The following is a 17,079-nucleotide window of genomic DNA, read 5'->3' as shown; positions in this document are numbered from 1 at the left end:
TTCTTGCGCAGTACTTGCCGGCCGCTCTCATCTTGACCGTGAAGATGAAAACAGCGCTTACCCAGGTCAATGCCTATCAGCTTGATCGTCGCCATGATGGTCTCCTTATCTCCAGGGGGAAATCCCCCTACAGCGTACCCGCCCTCGCCGAGGGGCGGGCTGACCATCTCATTACACAACGGCGGCTTCGCTAAAGAACCCAGCGCAACAAAGCAAAGGCGCCGCTCAATACCCCGAGCGGCGCCGCAAGAACCAACAACCACACCGCTCTAGAACCAGTTGATCGGATTCCAGCCATTGACCGGCTCGTCCAGCCCTTGCTCGTAGTACCTGCTGTTGGGGAAGTTCTCGTCCAGCACGCGTTTGGCGTCGTCGCGCAGGTCGGGCATGTTGAGCTTGTCGTAAGACAAATACATGATGTAAAGCGCCTTTTCAGCCACGGGCACGCCCTGGAAGTCGGTGACCACGGTTTGCGCGCGGTTGGCCGCCGCCACATAGGCCTTGCGTTCGTAATAGTACTGGGCGACATGCACCTCGTTCTGCGCCAGAGTCGTAACCAGCCAGGCAACGCGCTTGCGTGCGTCTTCGGTGTAGCGGCTGTCCGGGTAGCGGTTGATCAGCTCGTTGAAGGCCTCGTACGATTCGCGCAGGCCCTTGGGATCGCGTTCGCTCGGGTCCTGGCGGGTAATGCGGGAAAACACCGCGCTGGGGGGCGTGAAGGTGATCAGGCCCTTGAGATACAGCATGTAGTCGGTGCCGGCGTGATTGGGGTACTGCTGCTGGAAGCGGTCGATGGCCGCCAGGGCCTGTTCCGGCTCGTCGTCCTTCCAGTTGACGTAGGCCAGGTCCATCAGGGCCTGCTGCGCATATCCGCCGAACGGATAGCGCGCCTCGACCGCCTCGAGCCGCGTGCGGGCGTCGTTCCAGTTGCCGTCGCTCATTTCGGTGCGGGCGTCTTCGTAAAGGCGCTCCGCGCTCCATCCCGCGGTGGGGTCGACTTCGGACTTGAACGAGCCGCAGCCGGATACCGCCAGGACGACAGCCAGCGCGCCCAGGGCGCGCGACCAGTGTTTCAGGCCGGAAAAGCGAGAGGTTTGGGAGTCGGAGCGAATCACGAAAGAGTCCTTGGTGTTAGCATGCAGTCAGATTATATGATTTGTCGCCATGCCTGACACAAATAGCGATCCAGACAGTTTAACTTCGCCGGAACCCCTGTGTTTCCGCCAGCCTTCCAAGGCCGCGCCCGAACGTCTCGACAAGGTGCTGGCCAGGCTCATGCCCGAGCATTCCCGCAGCCGCCTGCAAGGCTGGATCGAAGGCGGCCACGTTCTGGTCAATGGCGCCCAGACGCGCGCCAAGCAGACGGTCAATCCGGGCGACGAGATCACGGTGTGGCGCCAGCAGCCGCCCGAGGCGCTCGCCTTCGCGCCCGAGCCGGTCGATTTCGACGTGATCGACGAAAGCGCCGACTGGATCGTCGTCTTCAAGCCCGCGGGCCTGGTCACCCATCCCGGCGCCGGCAACTGGAGCGGCACGCTGCTCAACGGCCTGCTGCATTGCTTTCCCGAGCTGGCCCACGTGGCGCGCGCGGGCATCGTGCACCGGCTCGACAAGGATACCTCGGGCCTGCTGGTGGTGGCGCGGCACGAGCGGGCACAGACCCATCTCGTAAGACAGCTTCAGGCGCGCACGGTCAGCCGCGAGTACATCGCCCTGGTGCATGGCGAACTGCGTGCCGCCGGCACGGTCGACCTGCCCATCGGACGCGATGCGCGAGTGCCGGTGCGCATGTCCACCGACCGTCCCATTGCGCCCAAACAGGCCGTTACCCATTACGAGCCGCGGCGAGCGGGACGGCTGCGTTCAGGCGCCCCGGTCACCGAGGTGATATGCCGTCTTGAAACCGGCAGAACCCATCAGATACGGGTCCACATGGCCAGCCTCAGGCACCCGCTCGTCGCCGATGTGCTGTACGGCGGCAAGGCGTCGGCGGGCATGCAGCGGCAGATGCTGCACGCCCGCGCCCTGAGTTTCGACGATCCCGGGTCGGACCGCCGCCTCTCTTTTTCGGCGGCCCTGCCGGCGGATTTCGCCGCGGCGCTCGAGGAGATCGCATGGGAATCGTGACCTGGCGGGGCATGCCCGTCGCCACAGGAAGCGACTGGCCGGGGCTTTGCTATTTCACCACCTTGCGCCTGAGCGCCGCGGCCGTTGATGCGAGCGGCACAAGCCAGGCCGGCGTCAGCGCCGCGCCTTACGATACCTTCAATCTGGGCGAGCATGTCGGCGATGACGAGCAGGCCGTGCGCAGCAATCGCGAGCGCTTGGCGGCCCTGCTGCCGCGGCCGCCGATATGGCTCAGGCAGGTGCACGGCATCCAGGTGTTCGATGCCGACTCCGATGCTTGCGGCGGCGATGAGCTGCCGCCGGAGGCCGACGCGGCGGTCACTTCGACGCCCGGGCGCGTGCTGTGCATCATGACGGCCGATTGCCTGCCGATCGTGCTTTCCGATCTGGACGGATCGGTACTGGGCGTGGCGCATGCGGGCTGGCGCGGCTTGGCGGGCGGCGTGCTGGAGAACATGCTGGCGGCCTTGCGCAAGCGGGCGCCGGCCGGCGCGCAGTGGCGCGCTTGGGTCGGGCCCGCCATCGGTCAAGCCGCATTCGAAGTGGGCGAAGAGGTGCGGTCCGCTTTCGTCGAGCACGACCTGAAGGCCGCGGGGAGGCATCGGGCGGACGGCGGTCCGGGCGGCGTGGAGGCTTTCTTCACACCCGGCCGTCCGGGCAAATGGCAAGCCGACCTGGCGGGACTGGCCGTCCATCGCCTGCAGCGCGCGGGCGTCCATCAGGTGCAGGCCAGCGGCTTGTGCACGCATGCTCGCTCCGACCTTTTTTATTCATATCGCCGCGACGGCCGGACGGGACGCATGGCGACGCTGGCCTGGCTGGCCATGGGCCGTTCGGCCTAGCCTTGTCATCTTTGGTATTGAAAGGTCCTAGCGACTTACCCTGATTGACAGTGCCCTTTTGGCAGGAGACCATTCAGCCAAAGAGTTTTGTGTAGGATCTGCGATGCATGCCCCATCTTCACCTGAATGGCCTGTTCCGGTCAGCGTCTCGCCCGACAAGCTGGCCAGCATTCAGGCAGAGTTCTCCAAAGGCTGGGCCGACATGCTCTTTCAGGCGCAGCAAGGCACGCTAGCTCCCCCCTCCGACCGGCGATTCAAAAGCAACGCCTGGGCCGCCAATCCCTACAGCCTCGTCATGGCACACGCCTACCTGCTGTCCGGCAAGGCCATACAGCAAATGGTCGACGCGGCGCAGCTTCCCGAACGTGCCCGCGAGCGCTTGCGCTTTACCTGCATGCAATGGGTCGAGGCCATGTCGCCGTCCAATTTCCTGGCCACCAATCCCGATGTGCAGCAGCGCATGCTCGACAGCCGCGGCGAATCCTTGCGGGCCGGCCTGAACAGCCTGTGGGCCGACATCCAGAAGGGGCGCATCACACAGACCGACGAAACCCGCTTCAAGGTCGGTCAGGACCTGGCCCTTACCGAGGGACAGGTGGTCTACGAAAACCGGCTCATGCAACTGATCCAGTATGCGCCGCTTACCTCGACGGTCCATCAGCTTCCCCTGCTCATGGTGCCGCCCTGCATCAACAAGTTCTACATACTCGACCTCCAGCCGCACAATTCCTTCGTGCGTCATGCCGTCGAACAGGGCTTTACGGTGTTCATGGTGTCATGGCGCAATCCGCAGGCGGCCGACGATGACGGCATCGACACCGCCACGTGGGCCGACTACCTCCAAGAGGGCGTCCTCGAGGCGGTGCAGGCTGTGCGCGACATCACCCGCCAGAAACAGATCAATGCCCTGGGCTTCTGCGTCGGCGGCACGCTGCTCGCTTCGGCATTGGCTCTGGCCAAGGCGCGCGGCGAGGACCCCGTCGCTTCGCTCACCTTGCTTACCACGCTGCTCGATTTCAGCGACACGGGGGTGCTCGACGTCTTCGTCGACGAGTTCCACGCCGAGGCGCGCGAATGCCAGCTCAACCGGGGCGGCCTGATGTCGGCGCGCGAGCTCGCCACGACGTTCTCTTTTCTGCGACCCAACGAGCTCGTCTGGAATTACGTCGTCGACAATTACCTCAAGGGCCAGGCGCCCCAGGCCTTCGATCTCCTGTTCTGGAACGCGGACGGCACCAATCTGCCCGGCCCCTTCTTCACCTGGTATTTTCGCAACGCCTACCTCGAGAACCGCCTCAAGGCGCCCGGTCATGTCAAGATCGACGGCCATGCGCTCGATTTCGGCTCGCTCTCGATGCCCGCCTACATATACGGGTCGCGCGAGGACCACATCGTGCCCTGGCGCTCGGCCTACGCCAGCACCGCCTTGCTGCGCGGCCCCATGCGCTTCGTGCTCGGCGCCTCGGGCCACATTGCGGGCGTCGTCAACCCGCCCTCGCAAGGCAAGCGCAGTTATTGGGCGGCGCCCGGCGCGGTTCCCCATGCCGACATGCCGGGCGATCCCGACCTCTGGCATGCCCAGTGCACCGAGCACCCGGGCAGCTGGTGGCCCGATTGGTCGCAGTGGCTTGCAGCGCACTCGGGTCCGCGCAAGAAAGCGTCGGGCAAGCTGGGCAACGCGCGCTATGCGCCCATCGAGCCGGCCCCGGGCCGTTACGTCACGGTACGATCGCAGTAGCGTGCGGCCATAAGAATTGTTCGCGTCAAGGAGAAGCAAAATGAGCGGGAAATTGGCTTACGTCACAGGCGGCATGGGGGGCATCGGTACTTCCATATGCCAACGCCTTGCCAAGGAAGGCTATACGGTCGTCGCGGGATGCGGCCCCAGCCGCGACTATCAACAGTGGCTCGGCGAACAGGCCACGCTGGGATACAAGTTCCATGCTTCGGTCGGCAATGTCTCCGACTGGGAATCCACCGTGGCCGCCTTTGAAAAGGTCAAGGCCGAGCATGGGCCGGTGGCGGTGCTGGTCAACAACGCCGGCATCACGCGGGACGGCCTGTTCCGTAAAATGAGCCAGGACGACTGGCGCGCCGTCATCGACACCAATCTGAACAGCCTGTTCAACGTCACCAAGCAGGTTATCGAGGGTATGATAGAAAACCAGTGGGGGCGTATCATCAACATCAGCTCGGTCAATGGCCAAAAAGGGCAGTTCGGCCAGACCAACTACTCCACGGCCAAGGCGGGCATCCACGGCTTCACCATGGCGCTGGCCCAAGAGGTCGCCAGCAAGGGCGTCACGGTCAATACGATTTCGCCGGGTTATATCGGTACCGACATGGTCCGGGCCATCCGTCCCGACGTGCTCGAAAAAATCGTCAGCACCATTCCCGTCAAGCGCCTGGGCACACCGGACGAGATCGGATCCATGGTGGCGTGGCTGGCCTCCGACGAATCGGGCTTTGCCACGGGTGCAGACTTCTCCTTGAACGGCGGCCTGCACATGGGCTGACGGCGAATGCCGACGCGGTCCGCAGATAAAGCCGCGCTCTCGTAGCGCGGCGCTTTCTTCAATCCATATACAAACGCTTCCGCCAGACAGACATGACGCAATCCCAGACGGCCAACTCGCCAAGACTGATAAAAAAATATCCAAACCGGCGGCTCTACGATACGCGAACCAGCGCCTACATCACGCTGGCCGACGTCAAGCAGCTGGTGCTTCAGCACGAGGAATTCCAGGTCGTCGACGCCAAGACGGCCGAAGACCTCACGCGCAGCATTCTCTTGCAGATCATCCTCGAAGAAGAAAGCGGCGGCGTGCCCATTTTTTCATCCACGGCGCTGCAGCAGATCATTCGCTTCTATGGGCATTCGATGCAAGGCGTGATGGGGTCGTTTCTCGACAAGAACATCCAGGCCTTCATGGAGATCCAGGAACGCATGGCCGAGCAATCGAAGGGCTTGTACGGGAACCAGTTCGGGCCCGAGGCCTGGACCCAGTTCATGAATGTGCAGACTCCCATCCTGCAGAACATGATGAACAACTACATCGATCAAAGCAAGAATCTGTTCGTGCAGATGCAGGACCAGATGCAAGACCAGACCCGGTCGATGTTCAGCGTCTTTCCTTTCCCGCCCACGGGGGCGTCCGATCCCGATAAAAAGAAGTAGGGCCGCGCCCGAAGCGCAAACTATCTAGGGCCTGTTAACAGGCCCTAGTCGAGGCTCTCGCTGTTCAACAGGTCGAGGGCCTTTTTCTTGTAGGGGCTGTGTTCTTGCAGGACGTCGGCGTAGTCGTCCATCATCGCGGTTTCCTGCTCCAGAAACTCGGCGATGGCGCGGGCATAGCGGGCGTCGCGAATCCAATGGGCCGAGTGCGTACGGACGGGCAGCATCCCGCGCGACAGCTTGTGCTCGCCCTGGGCGCCGCCCTCGAAACGCTGCAGGCCCCTGGCGATGCAATATTCAATGGCCTGCATGTAGCAGGTTTCGAAATGCAGGCCCGATACGAACTGCGTCGTGCCCCAGTAGCGTCCGTAAAGCGTGTCGTGGCTGCGCACGTTCAGGGCGCAGGCAACCGGTTCATCGCCCCGGCACGCCATGACGATCAGCAGGTTCTCGGGCATGTGCGCAAGCAGCTGCTCGAAGAACCGCTTGCTGAGATAGGGCGGGTTGCCATGCTCGAAATAGGTGCGCACATAGCATTCGTAAAAAAACGCCAGCGCGTTTTCGTCGATGCCGGACCCTTCGAGCCAGCGAAAATGCAATCCCGCCTGCGCGGTTTTCTTTCTGTCCTGCTTGAGCTTCTTGCGATGCTTCTGGCTCAGCCGGGAAAGAAAGTCGTCGATGTTCCGGTAGCCCTCGTTGTGCCAATGGAACTGTATGCTCTCGCGCACCATGAAGCCGGCTTCTTCCAGGGCGGCGAGATCGGCCGGCGTCGGAAAAAGCACGTGCAGGGAAGAGAGCTCGTTCTGGTCGGCCAGGGCGATGGCGTGGCGGGCGAGCAGGACGCGGTCTTCGTGGCGGCGGGCCAGCAGCCTGGGCCCGGGTACGGGGGTGAAGGGAATGGCCGACAGCAGCTTGGGGTAGTACTGCAGGCCGTGTTGGGCGAAGGCCCGGGCCCAGGCCATGTCGAACACATATTCGCCGCGCGAATGGAACTTGAGGTACAGCGGCATTGCCGCGGCGAGACGCTGATCGCGGTACAGGGCCAGGAAGTGCGGCGTCCATCCCGTCTCGCGAGCCGCGCATCCGGTTTCCTGCAGCGCCAGAAGGAACTCGTGCCGCGCCAAGGGGTGACCTTCGGTCAGACTGTTCCAATGTTCGGCGTTAATATCGCTGATATGTTCAACCAGAGCAAAGTGTTCGGACAAGGCGGCGACCAAGGCAAAATGTGAATCGAGAATTACGCGGCCGCAAGGCAGCCCATTCAAGTGTAGTGATTTTCCAGCGGGGGTGCGAGCAATGAGCAACAGAATTCCTGTCACCGTGGTCACCGGCTTTCTGGGCAGCGGCAAGACGACACTGCTCAACCGGATCCTGGCCCCCGAAAGGGCAGACCCCGAGGCCGTGCGCCGGATCGCGCTGCTGATCAACGAGGTGGGCACGATAGGCATCGACCACGAGCGGGTCAGGCACATCAGCGACAACGTCATTCTGCTGGAGTCGGGCTGCGTGTGCTGTAGCGTGCGCGGCGATCTGGTAGAGGCCTTGCGAGAACTGTTCCTGTCGGCCCTGCACAAAGAGATCCCTCCCTTTTCGCGCATCGTGATCGAAACCACGGGCTTGGCCGATCCGGCGGCGGTGATGCATACGCTCAAGTACGAGGGCTTTCTGCGCGACCGCTACGTCTACGCGGGATGCATTACGGTGGCCGATTGTGTGCATGGCGCGGACCATCTCAGGGTCCACCCACAGGCTTTGCAGCAGGCGGTGCAGGCCGACGCGGTGGTGCTCAGCAAGGGCGACCTGGCTTCGCCTGAAGCCAAAGAGGCTCTGGTCGACGCCATACGGGCGGTCAACGCCCAGGCCCGGATGTTCGATCAGCAATCGCTGCCCAGCCTGGACGAACTGCTGGCCGCCGCGACAGTGGGCGATGCCATAGGCCGCGATGCCGCGCGGCTTTTTTCCGAACGCGGGGCCGATCTCGCCGGACCCGCGGCGCGAAGGCTTCTTCATGGCGCCGTCCAGGTGCTTACCTTGCCCGTTCTGCAGGAAGTCTCCCATTCCGCTTTCAGCCGGGCGATGGGTCGCGTTCACGAGTTGCCGGGGGTGGATCTTCTGCGGCTCAAAGGCCTTTTGCGCTTCAAGGGCGAAGAAAGCTTCAGCGCCGTACACGGCGTGCATCGCCAGCTTTATCCGATCGAACAGCTCTCCGATACGGCGCCTGGCCGGTCCGGCGAATTGCGGCCGGTCCTGGTCTTCATCGTCAGCGGCGCCGATGCTGCGAGCTTTTCCACGCGCTTGCGGGCCATTCTGCATGAAGAAGGCATAGAAACCGGCTAGCCGTTCAGCTAGCCGTTGTAAAAAATACGGATTTTGCAGCGCAAAAGATTGCAATATGCGGCGCGCGATGGTGTAATAGGGCTTAAATATCGCTAATATTTTCGTCGTGATTGAAGCTGCTGTTTGCCGAAGGCGAACCTGCAAAGCTCTCCGACACAGCCTGTCTTTTATGCCGCCGCTTGCGCGGGCCGTGCACTTCAGGCGGGTTATAAGCAAATTCAAAAATAATTGACACCCGGCTTTGGATTTTTCAATCCGGCCCGGCCAGGGTGGTGTTTGACACATACGCTCATAGTGCTTTGCGGGCCCAAAAGGGCTCTGTGCCGATATATCCGTCTGCCACGCTTGCATCCGCGCTTTTACTCTTTCGGCGGATCCCTCGTGCGGCAAGCGCGGCCCGTCCGCACGCCAAGCAAGTCTGCGATCAAAGCTTAATGCTGAAAGCTATTTGGCCAATATGTTCTCGATAGGATGTGGTTCCTGTACATGCGCCGTCCCGCTGCCGCCGGATGGCGTGGCAGTGCGTTCAGCTGCGGCTCATGCGGCAATGGGTCGTTCTTTAATGGGCCGTTCTTTAATAGGCGGCCGTTCTTTAATAGGCCGTTCTTTGGAAGGCCGTTCTTTGGAAGGCCGTTCGGCGACGGGTCGTGCGATGACGGGCCATTCTTTGAAAGGGCGTTCTTTGACCGGCGTCGCGCTGCACAAAGCCCAAATGAAAATGGGCCAAGTGCTTTCGCGCTTGGCCCATCTTGAATACTGGTTGCGGGGGCAGGATTTGAACCTACGACCTTCGGGTTATGAGCCCGACGAGCTGCCAGACTGCTCCACCCCGCGTCTGGAAAACAAAATATTAACGCAATTATTCCTGCAATGCAAATGAGGCGGCCGCGCCGCCCGCAACTTGATGACAGAAACAGAGATAATACGAGTGCTTGAAGCGGCCATGCTATGCGCCGACGAGCCCATGTCGATCGAACAATTGAGCAGGCTCTTCGGCGATTCGGCGCCCGACGGCAGCCAGATGCGCCGGCACCTCGAAAGCCTGCAAAACGCCTGGGCCGACAAAGGGCTCGAGCTGGTCCGCCTGTCCAGCGGCTGGAGATTCCAAAGCCGGCCCGAAATGCAGCGCTATCTCGAGCGCCTCAATCCCGAGAAGCCGCCGCGCTATTCGCGTGCCGTGCTCGAAACCCTGGCTATCATCGCCTGGCGCCAGCCCGTCACGCGGGGCGACATCGAAGACATCCGGGGGGTGACGGTCTCGTCCCAGATCGTCAAGACCCTCGAAGAGCGGGGCTGGATCGAGGTTCTAGGCCATCGCGATGCGCCCGGCCGGCCGGCTTTGTTGGGTACGACCAGGCAGTTCCTCGACGACCTGGGGCTCAGGGCGCTGGACGAACTGCCCGAACTCGAAACCCACGAAGGCGTCGCCGCCTTGGCGGGCCTGAATTTCGAGGAGGTCGCCCAGGCCATGGCCGGCGCTCCTGAAGACCTGGGCGAGGCTTCGGGCGACGAGCCCGAAGAGGCCTCGCCGGATGAAGAAAGTCCCGGCGGGGCGGATACCTTCGCCGAAGCGGCCGCTCCCGGCGGGGCGGAGGCTTCAAGCGACATGACGACGCCGGGGGACATCGAGGCCCCGAGCGAAACCGAAGCTGCCGGCCAAGGCGGGGCGGCGGAAGAACCCCCTGTTTTGGACGCACAAGCTACGGGCGAAACCGCCGAGCGCGTGGCCGCCGAGCACGACAAAGAAGATTGATACGGAGCTTTTCTGACAATATGAATCAAGCAGAACATCCCACTGCGGCCGACACCGAGTCGCCCGCCAACCAGGGTTCCGAAGCCGGCGCGAGCGCGCAGGCCGAAGGCAAGACCGGCTCGGCCCGGGGAAGAGGGCGCAAATTGCGCACGCCTTTTCGCCGCCGGCGCGGCGACGCGGTAAACGAAGCGGCCGCCGAGGGCGCAAGCGAAGCGCCCGCCCCGGAGGCCAGTCCCGCCCCTCGTGCGCCGCGCGCCCGAGGCGCATCCAAGGCCGGGGCCGAGAAAGAGGCCGAGCACGCGCTGGCCTACCTGGACAAGGCGGCCAAGATGGAGCAGCGCCTGGGCAAGTATCTCAGCAGCGATGCCGTGACGCCCAAGCTGCACAAGGTGCTGGCCGACGCCGGCATCGGGTCGCGCCGCGAAATGGAAGAGCTCATCGTGGCGGGGCGGGTTTCCGTCAATGGCGAGCCCGCCCACATCGGCCAGCGGGTGGGCGCACAGGATCAGGTGCGGGTCAACGGACGGCTCATCGCGCGGCCCAACGCTTCCAAGCCGCCGCGCGTCATTCTGTACCATAAGCCGGCGGGCGAAATCGTCAGCCACGACGATCCGGCAGGGCGCGCCACGGTATTTGCGCGCCTGCCCAAGATCAAGGTGGGCAAGTGGCTGTCCGTCGGACGGCTCGACCTGAACACCGAGGGCCTGCTCATTCTCACGACTTCGGGCGACCTGGCGAACCGGCTCATGCATCCGCGCTATGGCGCCGAGCGCGAATACGCGGTCAGGGTGCTGGGCGAATTGACTGCCGAACAACAGGCCCGTCTGGTAGAGGGCATCGAGCTCGACGATGGGCCGGCCAAGTTCGGTACGCTCGAGTATCTGGGGGGCGAGGGCAGCAATAAATGGTATCGAGCGACCCTGCACGAGGGCCGCAACCGCGAAGTGCGGCGCATGTTCGAGGCGGCCGGGGTCACCGTCAGCCGCCTCATCCGCACTCGCTTCGGCGAGGTTGTGCTGCCGCGCAATCTGCGCCGTGGACGCTGGGAAGAGCTTGATTCCACGCTGGTCACCGCCCTGATGGTCCAGTTGGGCCTGATCAGCCCCGACGGCGAGGACGGCGAAGGGCGGCGCGGGCGCAGCAAGGCGCGCCAGCCGGTCTCCAACGAGAACGCGCTGCCGCCGGGCTTCGGCACCATGGAGCGCAACGGCTTGAACGGCGCACGCATCAGCCGGCGCGGCAAGCTCGCGGGCGGCCGGCCGGCCAAGGGGGGCGCGGTGAATCAGTCCTTCCCCTCCGACCCCTATGGCACGGGTCTGATGTTCAGCGGCGGGCTGCCCAATGGCCATCCGGAAGCCGGCCTCAAGAAGCCCAAGGGGCGCCGCAAGGCGGCCCCGGCCGCGAAGGCGGCGCAGGGTCCCGCTCCGGCCGCTGAAAAAAGAAGGACGCCCCGCAAGGGCAAAGGCGCCGCCGGCAAGACGGCGGCCAGGCAGGGCGAGCCCAAGGCCGGCGGCCGGGGCAAAGGCCAGGCACGCGGCGACGACTGGCAGCCGCGCAGCGCCTCGGCCCACGAATCGCGGCTGGGCATCATCGGCGGCCGCGGCCGCTAGGCGTTGCCAGCAGGCGCGGGCTTCGCGGCGGCGTGGGGGCGGCAAGCAGCGTCAGCCTGCGCGGCGTGGGGGCATATTTAGCGGTAAGTTCGTGAGAAACCACGAGCTTTTGCCCTTTTCTGTTAGAATATAGGGCTTTACAGCTATATGTGTTTGCGACGGTGGATTGCAGCGCAAGATCTTTGGCGCGGCACTGAAAGACAACACTGAAATATAGCGGCACATTTTCTAGTGCATCCGGCGCCTTGCCGGTATAGAGGCAAGGCGCGCGAGGTGCCACAATAGTGGGCTGGATGACAGCCCTTTTTTTTTGAATTTATGGCAGATCTATTCGTACTGACGCAACAGGCCATCGCCGGCATGGATGTCGAGCTCGTCGATGTCGAACGCGCGCCCTTGGGGCTGTTGCGCGTCACCATAGACCGGGCCGACGGGGTACGCATAGAAGACTGCGAGCAGGTGTCGAAACAGCTGTCGCGCGTATATGAAGTCGAAAACATCGACTACAAGCGTCTCGAAGTGGGTTCGCCCGGCGTCGACCGCCCTCTCAAGAGCGTGGCCGACTTCCTTCGTTTTGCCGGCCAGCGCGTCGAGATCAGGCTGCGCCGGGCCGTCGACAACCGCAAGGTCTATTCGGGCATATTGCATGCCCCCGAAGACGCCGGCGAGCAGGCCGCCGGCCCGGAATTCGGGCTCGAGCTCGAGCCGGAAGGCAAGTCCGGCGAGGTCAAGGTATTGAACTTCACCTTCGACGATGTCGATCGTGCCAAATTGGATCCCGTTCTTGATTTCAAGGGTAAAAAGCGATGAGTCGCGAAATTCTTCTATTGGTTGACGCCCTGGCGCGTGAAAAAAACGTGGCGCGCGAAGTGGTCTTCGGCGCGCTGGAAAGCGCCTTGGCATCGGCCATGAAAAAACGCTTCAAAGAAGAAGCCGATATCCGCGTGTCCATAGATCGCGAGACCGGGGCCCACGAGGGCTTCCGGCGCTGGCTGGTCGTGCCCGATGATGCGGGCCTGCAAGAGCCCGATCAGCAGGAGCTTTACTCCGACGCCCAGGAACTCGTGCCCGGCATCGAGGTGGGCGAGTACATCGAAGAGCCGCTCGAGCCCGAAGAATTCGGCCGCATCGGCGCGCAGGCGGCCAAGCAGGCCATCCTGCAGCGCATTCGCGATGCCGAGCGCGAGCAGGTGCTCAACGACTTCCTCGAGCGCGGCGAAACCATCGTCTCGGGGTCGGTCAAGCGCATGGACAAAGGCGATGCCATCATCGAAACCGGCAAGATCGAGGCGCGCCTGCCCCGCAGCGAGATGATCCCCAAAGAAAACATCCGGGTCGGCGACCGCATTCGCGCCTGGGTGCACAAGGTCGATCACACGGCCCGCGGCCAGCAGGTCATCCTGTCGCGCACCGCGCCGGAGTTCATCCGCCAGCTGTTCGAAAACGAAGTCCCCGAAATCGAGCAGGGCCTGCTCGAAATCAAGGCGGCCGCCCGCGATCCCGGCGTGCGCGCCAAGATCGCCGTCGTGGCCTACGACAAGCGCATCGACCCCATCGGCACCTGCGTCGGCATGCGCGGTTCGCGCGTCACCGCGGTGCGCAACGAACTGGGCGGCGAGCAGGTCGACATCGTGCTGTGGTCGGACGACCCGGCCGAGTTCGTCATCGGCGCGTTGGCGCCCGCCCACGTCGAGTCCATCGTGGTCGACGAAGACAGGCATGCCATGGACGTCGTGGTCGATGCCGAGAACCTGCCCAAGGCCATCGGCGCGCGCGGACAGAACGTGCGGCTGGCTTCCGAGCTCACCGGCTGGCAGATCAACATCATGACGCCCGAAGAAAGCCAGAATCGCCAGGAAGAAGAGCGTTCCGAGCTGCGCCAGGCCTTCATCACCCGCCTGGACGTCGACGAAGAGGTGGCCGACATCCTCATCGACGAAGGCTTCACCGGCCTCGAAGAGATCGCCTACGTGCCCATCCAGGAACTGCTCGAAATCGACGCCTTCGACGAGGACACGGTCAACGAGCTGCGCGCCCGCGCCCGCAACGCGCTGCTTACCGAGGCCATCGCCCAGGAAGAACAGGTGCAAAAGGTCGATCCGGCCGTGCTCGAGCTCGAAGGCATGACGCCCGAACTGGCCGTCAAGCTGGGCGAGCACGACATCTATACCCTGGACGACCTGGCCGAGCTCGCCACCGACGAGCTGTCGGAAATCACCCAGTTGGACGAAGAAGCGGCCAGCGCCCTCATCATGAAGGCGCGCGCGCACTGGTTCGGCGACGAAGCATGAGTGTGATCATGCCGAACTGAACCGCCAATTTATTGAAATCGTAGTTGTAAGTAAGAGAGAGTCGAATGTCGAGTAACACCGTCGCCCAGTTCGCAGTCGAGCTGAAAATGCCTGCCAACGTGCTGCTGGAGCAGTTGCGTGCCGCAGGCGTTGAACTCCAGTCGGTTGACGATGGCGTCACCGACTCAGACAAGGCGAAGCTGCTCGAGTCTCTACGGCGCGCCCACGGGGCTTCCGAGGGGCAGAAGATCACGCTCACCCGCCGCCAGACTTCCGAAATCCGCCAGGCGGACAGTTCGGGACGTTCGCGCACCATTCAGGTCGAGGTGCGCAAGAAGCGTGTGTTCGTCAAGCGCGACCCCGCCGAACTCCTGGCCGAGGCCGCCAAGGCCGAGCTGCCGCCGGCCGAGCCCGTCAGCCAGGCCGAGGCGCCGGCTGCCGCTCCCGAAAGCGCGGCTCCGCCCGCCCAGGCCGGCGAGGCGCCGGTTGCCGCATCTCCGGCCGCAGAGCCGGCGGACGAGCCGTCCGCGGCCGCGCCGGCCGAGGCAGCCGAGCTCCAGCCCGCCGAGCCTCGGGCCGAGGCCGAAGAGCCCTCCGCGCAGGCCGCCGCCCCTGAAGCCGAGCCCGCTGAAGCCGTCGCGCCCGAAGCGCCCGATCCGCAGCCCGAGGCTCCGAAGACGGCTGCACCTGAATCCGCCGAGCCTGTTGCCGCTTCCGCCGACGAGCAGGACGAACCCGTCCAGGAAAAGGCCGCGGCCGCCGAAGCCAAGCCGCAGGAAGAAGACCGTCCGGCGCGCGACGAAGACCGCGAGCGGGCCCGCCGCGCCGCCGAGGCCGAGGCAGCCGCTCTGCGCCAGATGCTGAGCCGTCCGCGCAAAGTGCTGAAGGCCCCCGAACCCGAGCAGCCCGGCTTGTCCGGCACCCTGCACAAGCCCGCCGGCAAGGGCGCGGCCAAGAAAGAAGGCAAGGCCGGCGAAGTCAAGAAAACCGTCAAGGGTTCCGAGGTCTCCACCGCCTGGAGCGACGACAGCGGCCGCAAGAAGCCGGCCGCCCGGGCTGACGCCACCCCATCCAGCCCCAGCCGCGACGGCTGGCGCGCCTCCGGCAAGTCCGGCAAGGGCGCCCGCGGCGGACGTAACAAGCAGGCTCAGGTCGAGCGCAAAGAACCGCAAGTCGCCGAGTTCATCGCCCGTGAAGTGCACGTGCCCGAAACCATCACCGTGGCCGATCTGGCCCACAAGATGTCGGTCAAGGCCGCCGAGGTCATCAAGCACCTCATGAAGCTGGGCCAGATGGTCACCATCAACCAGGTGCTCGACCAGGAAACCGCCATGATCGTGGTCGAAGAGCTCGGCCATACGGCCATTGCCGCCAAGCTCGATGATCCCGAGGCCTTCCTCGACGCGGCCGAAAGCGAACTGGGCGAGGTCGAGGCCCAGCCCCGCGCGCCGGTCGTCACCGTGATGGGCCACGTCGACCACGGCAAGACCTCGCTGCTGGACTACATCCGCCGCGCCAAGGTGGCGTCGGGCGAAGCGGGCGGCATCACGCAGCACATCGGCGCCTACAGCGTCAAGACCGATCGCGGCGTGGTCACCTTCCTCGACACCCCGGGCCACGAGGCGTTTACCGCCATGCGGGCGCGCGGTGCCAAGGCCACCGACATCGTCATCCTGGTGGTGGCGGCCGACGACGGCGTCATGCCGCAGACCAAAGAGGCCATCCACCACGCCAAGGCGGCTGGGGTGCCCCTGGTCGTGGCCATCAACAAGATAGACAAGCCCGAAGCCAATCCCGACCGGGTCAAGCAAGAACTCGTGGCCGAAGAGGTCGTGCCCGAAGAATACGGCGGCGACGTGCCTTTCGTGCCGGTGTCGGCCAAAACCGGCCAGGGCATCGACGATCTGCTCGAAAACGTGCTGCTGCAGGCCGAGATGCTCGAACTCAAGGCTCCGGTCGACGCGCCCGCCAAGGGCATCGTCATCGAGGCGAGACTGGACAAGGGCCGTGGCCCGGTCGCCACCATTCTGGTGCAAAGCGGCACGCTGTCGCGCGGCGACGCCGTGCTGGCCGGCGCCAGCTATGGCCGTGTGCGCGCCATGCTCAACGAGAACGGCAAACCGGTCAATAGCGCCGGCCCCGCCACCCCCGTCGAGATCCAGGGCCTCACCGAGGTGCCCGCGGCGGGCGACGAGGTCATCGCCATGAGCGACGAGCGCAAGGCGCGCGAGATCGCGCTGTTCCGCCAGGGCAAGTTCCGCGACGTCAAGCTGGCGCGCCAGCAGGCTGCCAAGCTCGAGTCCATGTTCGACAACATCGGCGAGGGCACGCAAACGCTGGCGCTCATCGTCAAGACCGACGTGCAGGGCTCGCAAGAAGCCCTGGTGCAGTCGCTGCTCAAGCTGTCCACCGACGAGGTCCGCGTCCAGGTGGTGCATGCCGCGGTGGGCGGAATTTCCGAAAGCGACGTCAACCTGGCCATCGCTTCGCATGCCGTCATCATCGGCTTCAACGTCCGTGCCGAGCAAAGCGCCAAGAAACTGGCCGAAAGCAACGGCATCGACTTGCGCTACTACAACATCATCTACGACGCCATCGACGAGGTGCGCAGTGCGATGTCCGGCATGCTGGCGCCCGAAAAGCGCGAAGAAGTCATCGGCATGGTCGAGATCCGCGAAGTGTTCAGCGTGTCGCGCATCGGCAATATCGCCGGCTGCATGGTCACCGACGGCGTGGTGCGCCGCGACGCGCAGGTCCGCCTGCTGCGCAACCATGTCGTGCACTGGACCGGCTACATCGATTCGCTGCGCCGCTTCAAGGACGACGTCAAAGAGGTCAAGTCCGGCTTCGATTGCGGTATCACCCTCAAGGGCAACAACGATATCGAAGTGGGCGATCAGCTCGAAATCTTCGAGATCAAAGAGTTCGCGAGGGCGCTGTAAGC

12 protein-coding genes, 1 tRNA gene and 1 pseudogene are annotated in these 17,079 nt (G+C 64.0%); 11 read left to right on the top strand and 3 right to left on the bottom strand.

Annotated features, from left to right (window positions below; genetic code table 11):
- Positions 1 to 269 precede the first annotated feature (269 nt).
- Positions 270 to 1,076: an outer membrane protein assembly factor BamD gene (locus tag CSC67_RS19855; RefSeq protein WP_167752978.1), complete on the bottom strand. Its 807-nt coding sequence runs from the start codon at positions 1,074 to 1,076 to the stop codon at positions 270 to 272.
- 88 nt (positions 1,077 to 1,164) lie between these two features.
- On the opposite strand from CSC67_RS19855, the gene CSC67_RS19850 reads away from it, so the two are divergent.
- The 5 genes from CSC67_RS19850 (at position 1,165) to phaR (ending at position 6,147) form a co-directional block, all read left to right on the top strand.
- On the top strand, positions 1,165 to 2,127 hold the full coding sequence (locus tag CSC67_RS19850; protein WP_118996201.1) for an RluA family pseudouridine synthase: 963 nt from the start codon (positions 1,165 to 1,167) through the stop codon (positions 2,125 to 2,127).
- Entirely contained in the window at positions 2,115 to 2,969 is an 855-nt protein-coding gene (gene pgeF / locus CSC67_RS19845) for a peptidoglycan editing factor PgeF (protein WP_118996200.1), read from the top strand. Before CSC67_RS19850 ends, pgeF begins: the two co-directional genes overlap by 13 nt.
- A 103-nt stretch (positions 2,970 to 3,072) precedes the next feature.
- Positions 3,073 to 4,707, top strand: a complete 1,635-nt coding sequence (gene phaC / locus CSC67_RS19840; RefSeq protein WP_118996199.1) for a class I poly(R)-hydroxyalkanoic acid synthase — start codon at positions 3,073 to 3,075, stop codon at positions 4,705 to 4,707.
- Positions 4,708 to 4,747: 40 nt separating this feature from the next.
- Complete coding sequence (gene phbB, locus CSC67_RS19835) at positions 4,748 to 5,485, top strand: acetoacetyl-CoA reductase (RefSeq protein ID WP_118996198.1); 738 nt, start codon at positions 4,748 to 4,750, stop codon at positions 5,483 to 5,485.
- A 92-nt stretch (positions 5,486 to 5,577) separates the two neighbouring features.
- A complete protein-coding gene (phaR, locus tag CSC67_RS19830; protein WP_118996197.1) occupies positions 5,578 to 6,147 on the top strand; it encodes a polyhydroxyalkanoate synthesis repressor PhaR in 570 nt (189 codons plus the stop codon).
- A gap of 44 nt (positions 6,148 to 6,191) precedes the next feature.
- On the opposite strand, the gene CSC67_RS19825 is transcribed toward phaR, so the two are convergent.
- Positions 6,192 to 7,349 carry a GNAT family N-acetyltransferase gene (locus CSC67_RS19825; protein ID WP_245220306.1) on the bottom strand — a complete coding sequence of 386 codons (1,158 nt, stop codon included), beginning with the start codon at positions 7,347 to 7,349 and terminating at the stop codon, positions 6,192 to 6,194.
- A gap of 91 nt (positions 7,350 to 7,440) precedes the next feature.
- Here CSC67_RS19825 and CSC67_RS19820 point away from each other — a divergent pair, with 91 nt between their 5' ends.
- On the top strand, positions 7,441 to 8,481 hold the full coding sequence (locus CSC67_RS19820) for a CobW family GTP-binding protein (RefSeq protein ID WP_118996196.1): 1,041 nt from the start codon (positions 7,441 to 7,443) through the stop codon (positions 8,479 to 8,481).
- Between the two features lie 757 nt (positions 8,482 to 9,238).
- On the opposite strand, the gene CSC67_RS19815 is transcribed toward CSC67_RS19820, so the two are convergent.
- Positions 9,239 to 9,315: transfer RNA gene (locus tag CSC67_RS19815), tRNA-Met, on the bottom strand.
- A 70-nt stretch (positions 9,316 to 9,385) separates the two neighbouring features.
- Between CSC67_RS19815 and scpB the strand changes: the two are divergent.
- The 5 genes and pseudogenes from scpB to infB form a co-directional block, all read left to right on the top strand.
- A pseudogene (gene scpB / locus CSC67_RS21615) lies at positions 9,386 to 10,165 on the top strand (SMC-Scp complex subunit ScpB); the annotation flags it as partial.
- Positions 10,166 to 10,254: 89 nt separating this feature from the next.
- Complete coding sequence (locus CSC67_RS19805) at positions 10,255 to 11,844, top strand: pseudouridine synthase (RefSeq protein WP_118996194.1); 1,590 nt, start codon at positions 10,255 to 10,257, stop codon at positions 11,842 to 11,844.
- A 318-nt stretch (positions 11,845 to 12,162) separates the two neighbouring features.
- Positions 12,163 to 12,654 carry a ribosome maturation factor RimP gene (rimP, locus tag CSC67_RS19800; RefSeq protein WP_118996193.1) on the top strand — a complete coding sequence of 164 codons (492 nt, stop codon included), beginning with the start codon at positions 12,163 to 12,165 and terminating at the stop codon, positions 12,652 to 12,654.
- Positions 12,651 to 14,135 (top strand): transcription termination factor NusA, encoded by a 1,485-nt coding sequence (gene nusA / locus CSC67_RS19795; protein WP_118996192.1) that lies wholly within the window; start codon positions 12,651 to 12,653, stop codon positions 14,133 to 14,135. Before rimP ends, nusA begins: the two co-directional genes overlap by 4 nt.
- A gap of 65 nt (positions 14,136 to 14,200) precedes the next feature.
- The gene (infB, locus tag CSC67_RS19790) at positions 14,201 to 17,077 is read left to right on the top strand and encodes a translation initiation factor IF-2 (protein ID WP_118996191.1); all 2,877 of its coding nucleotides are present in this window, start codon (positions 14,201 to 14,203) and stop codon (positions 17,075 to 17,077) included.
- The last annotated feature ends 2 nt before the right edge of the window (positions 17,078 to 17,079 follow it).

Origin of the sequence: Pusillimonas caeni (assembly GCF_003545815.1) — a bacterium.
GTDB lineage: Bacteria > Pseudomonadota > Gammaproteobacteria > Burkholderiales > Burkholderiaceae_B > Pusillimonas > Pusillimonas caeni.
The sequence above is the reverse complement of the archived record's forward strand: the minus strand, read 5'-3'. Positions and strand labels throughout refer to the sequence as shown.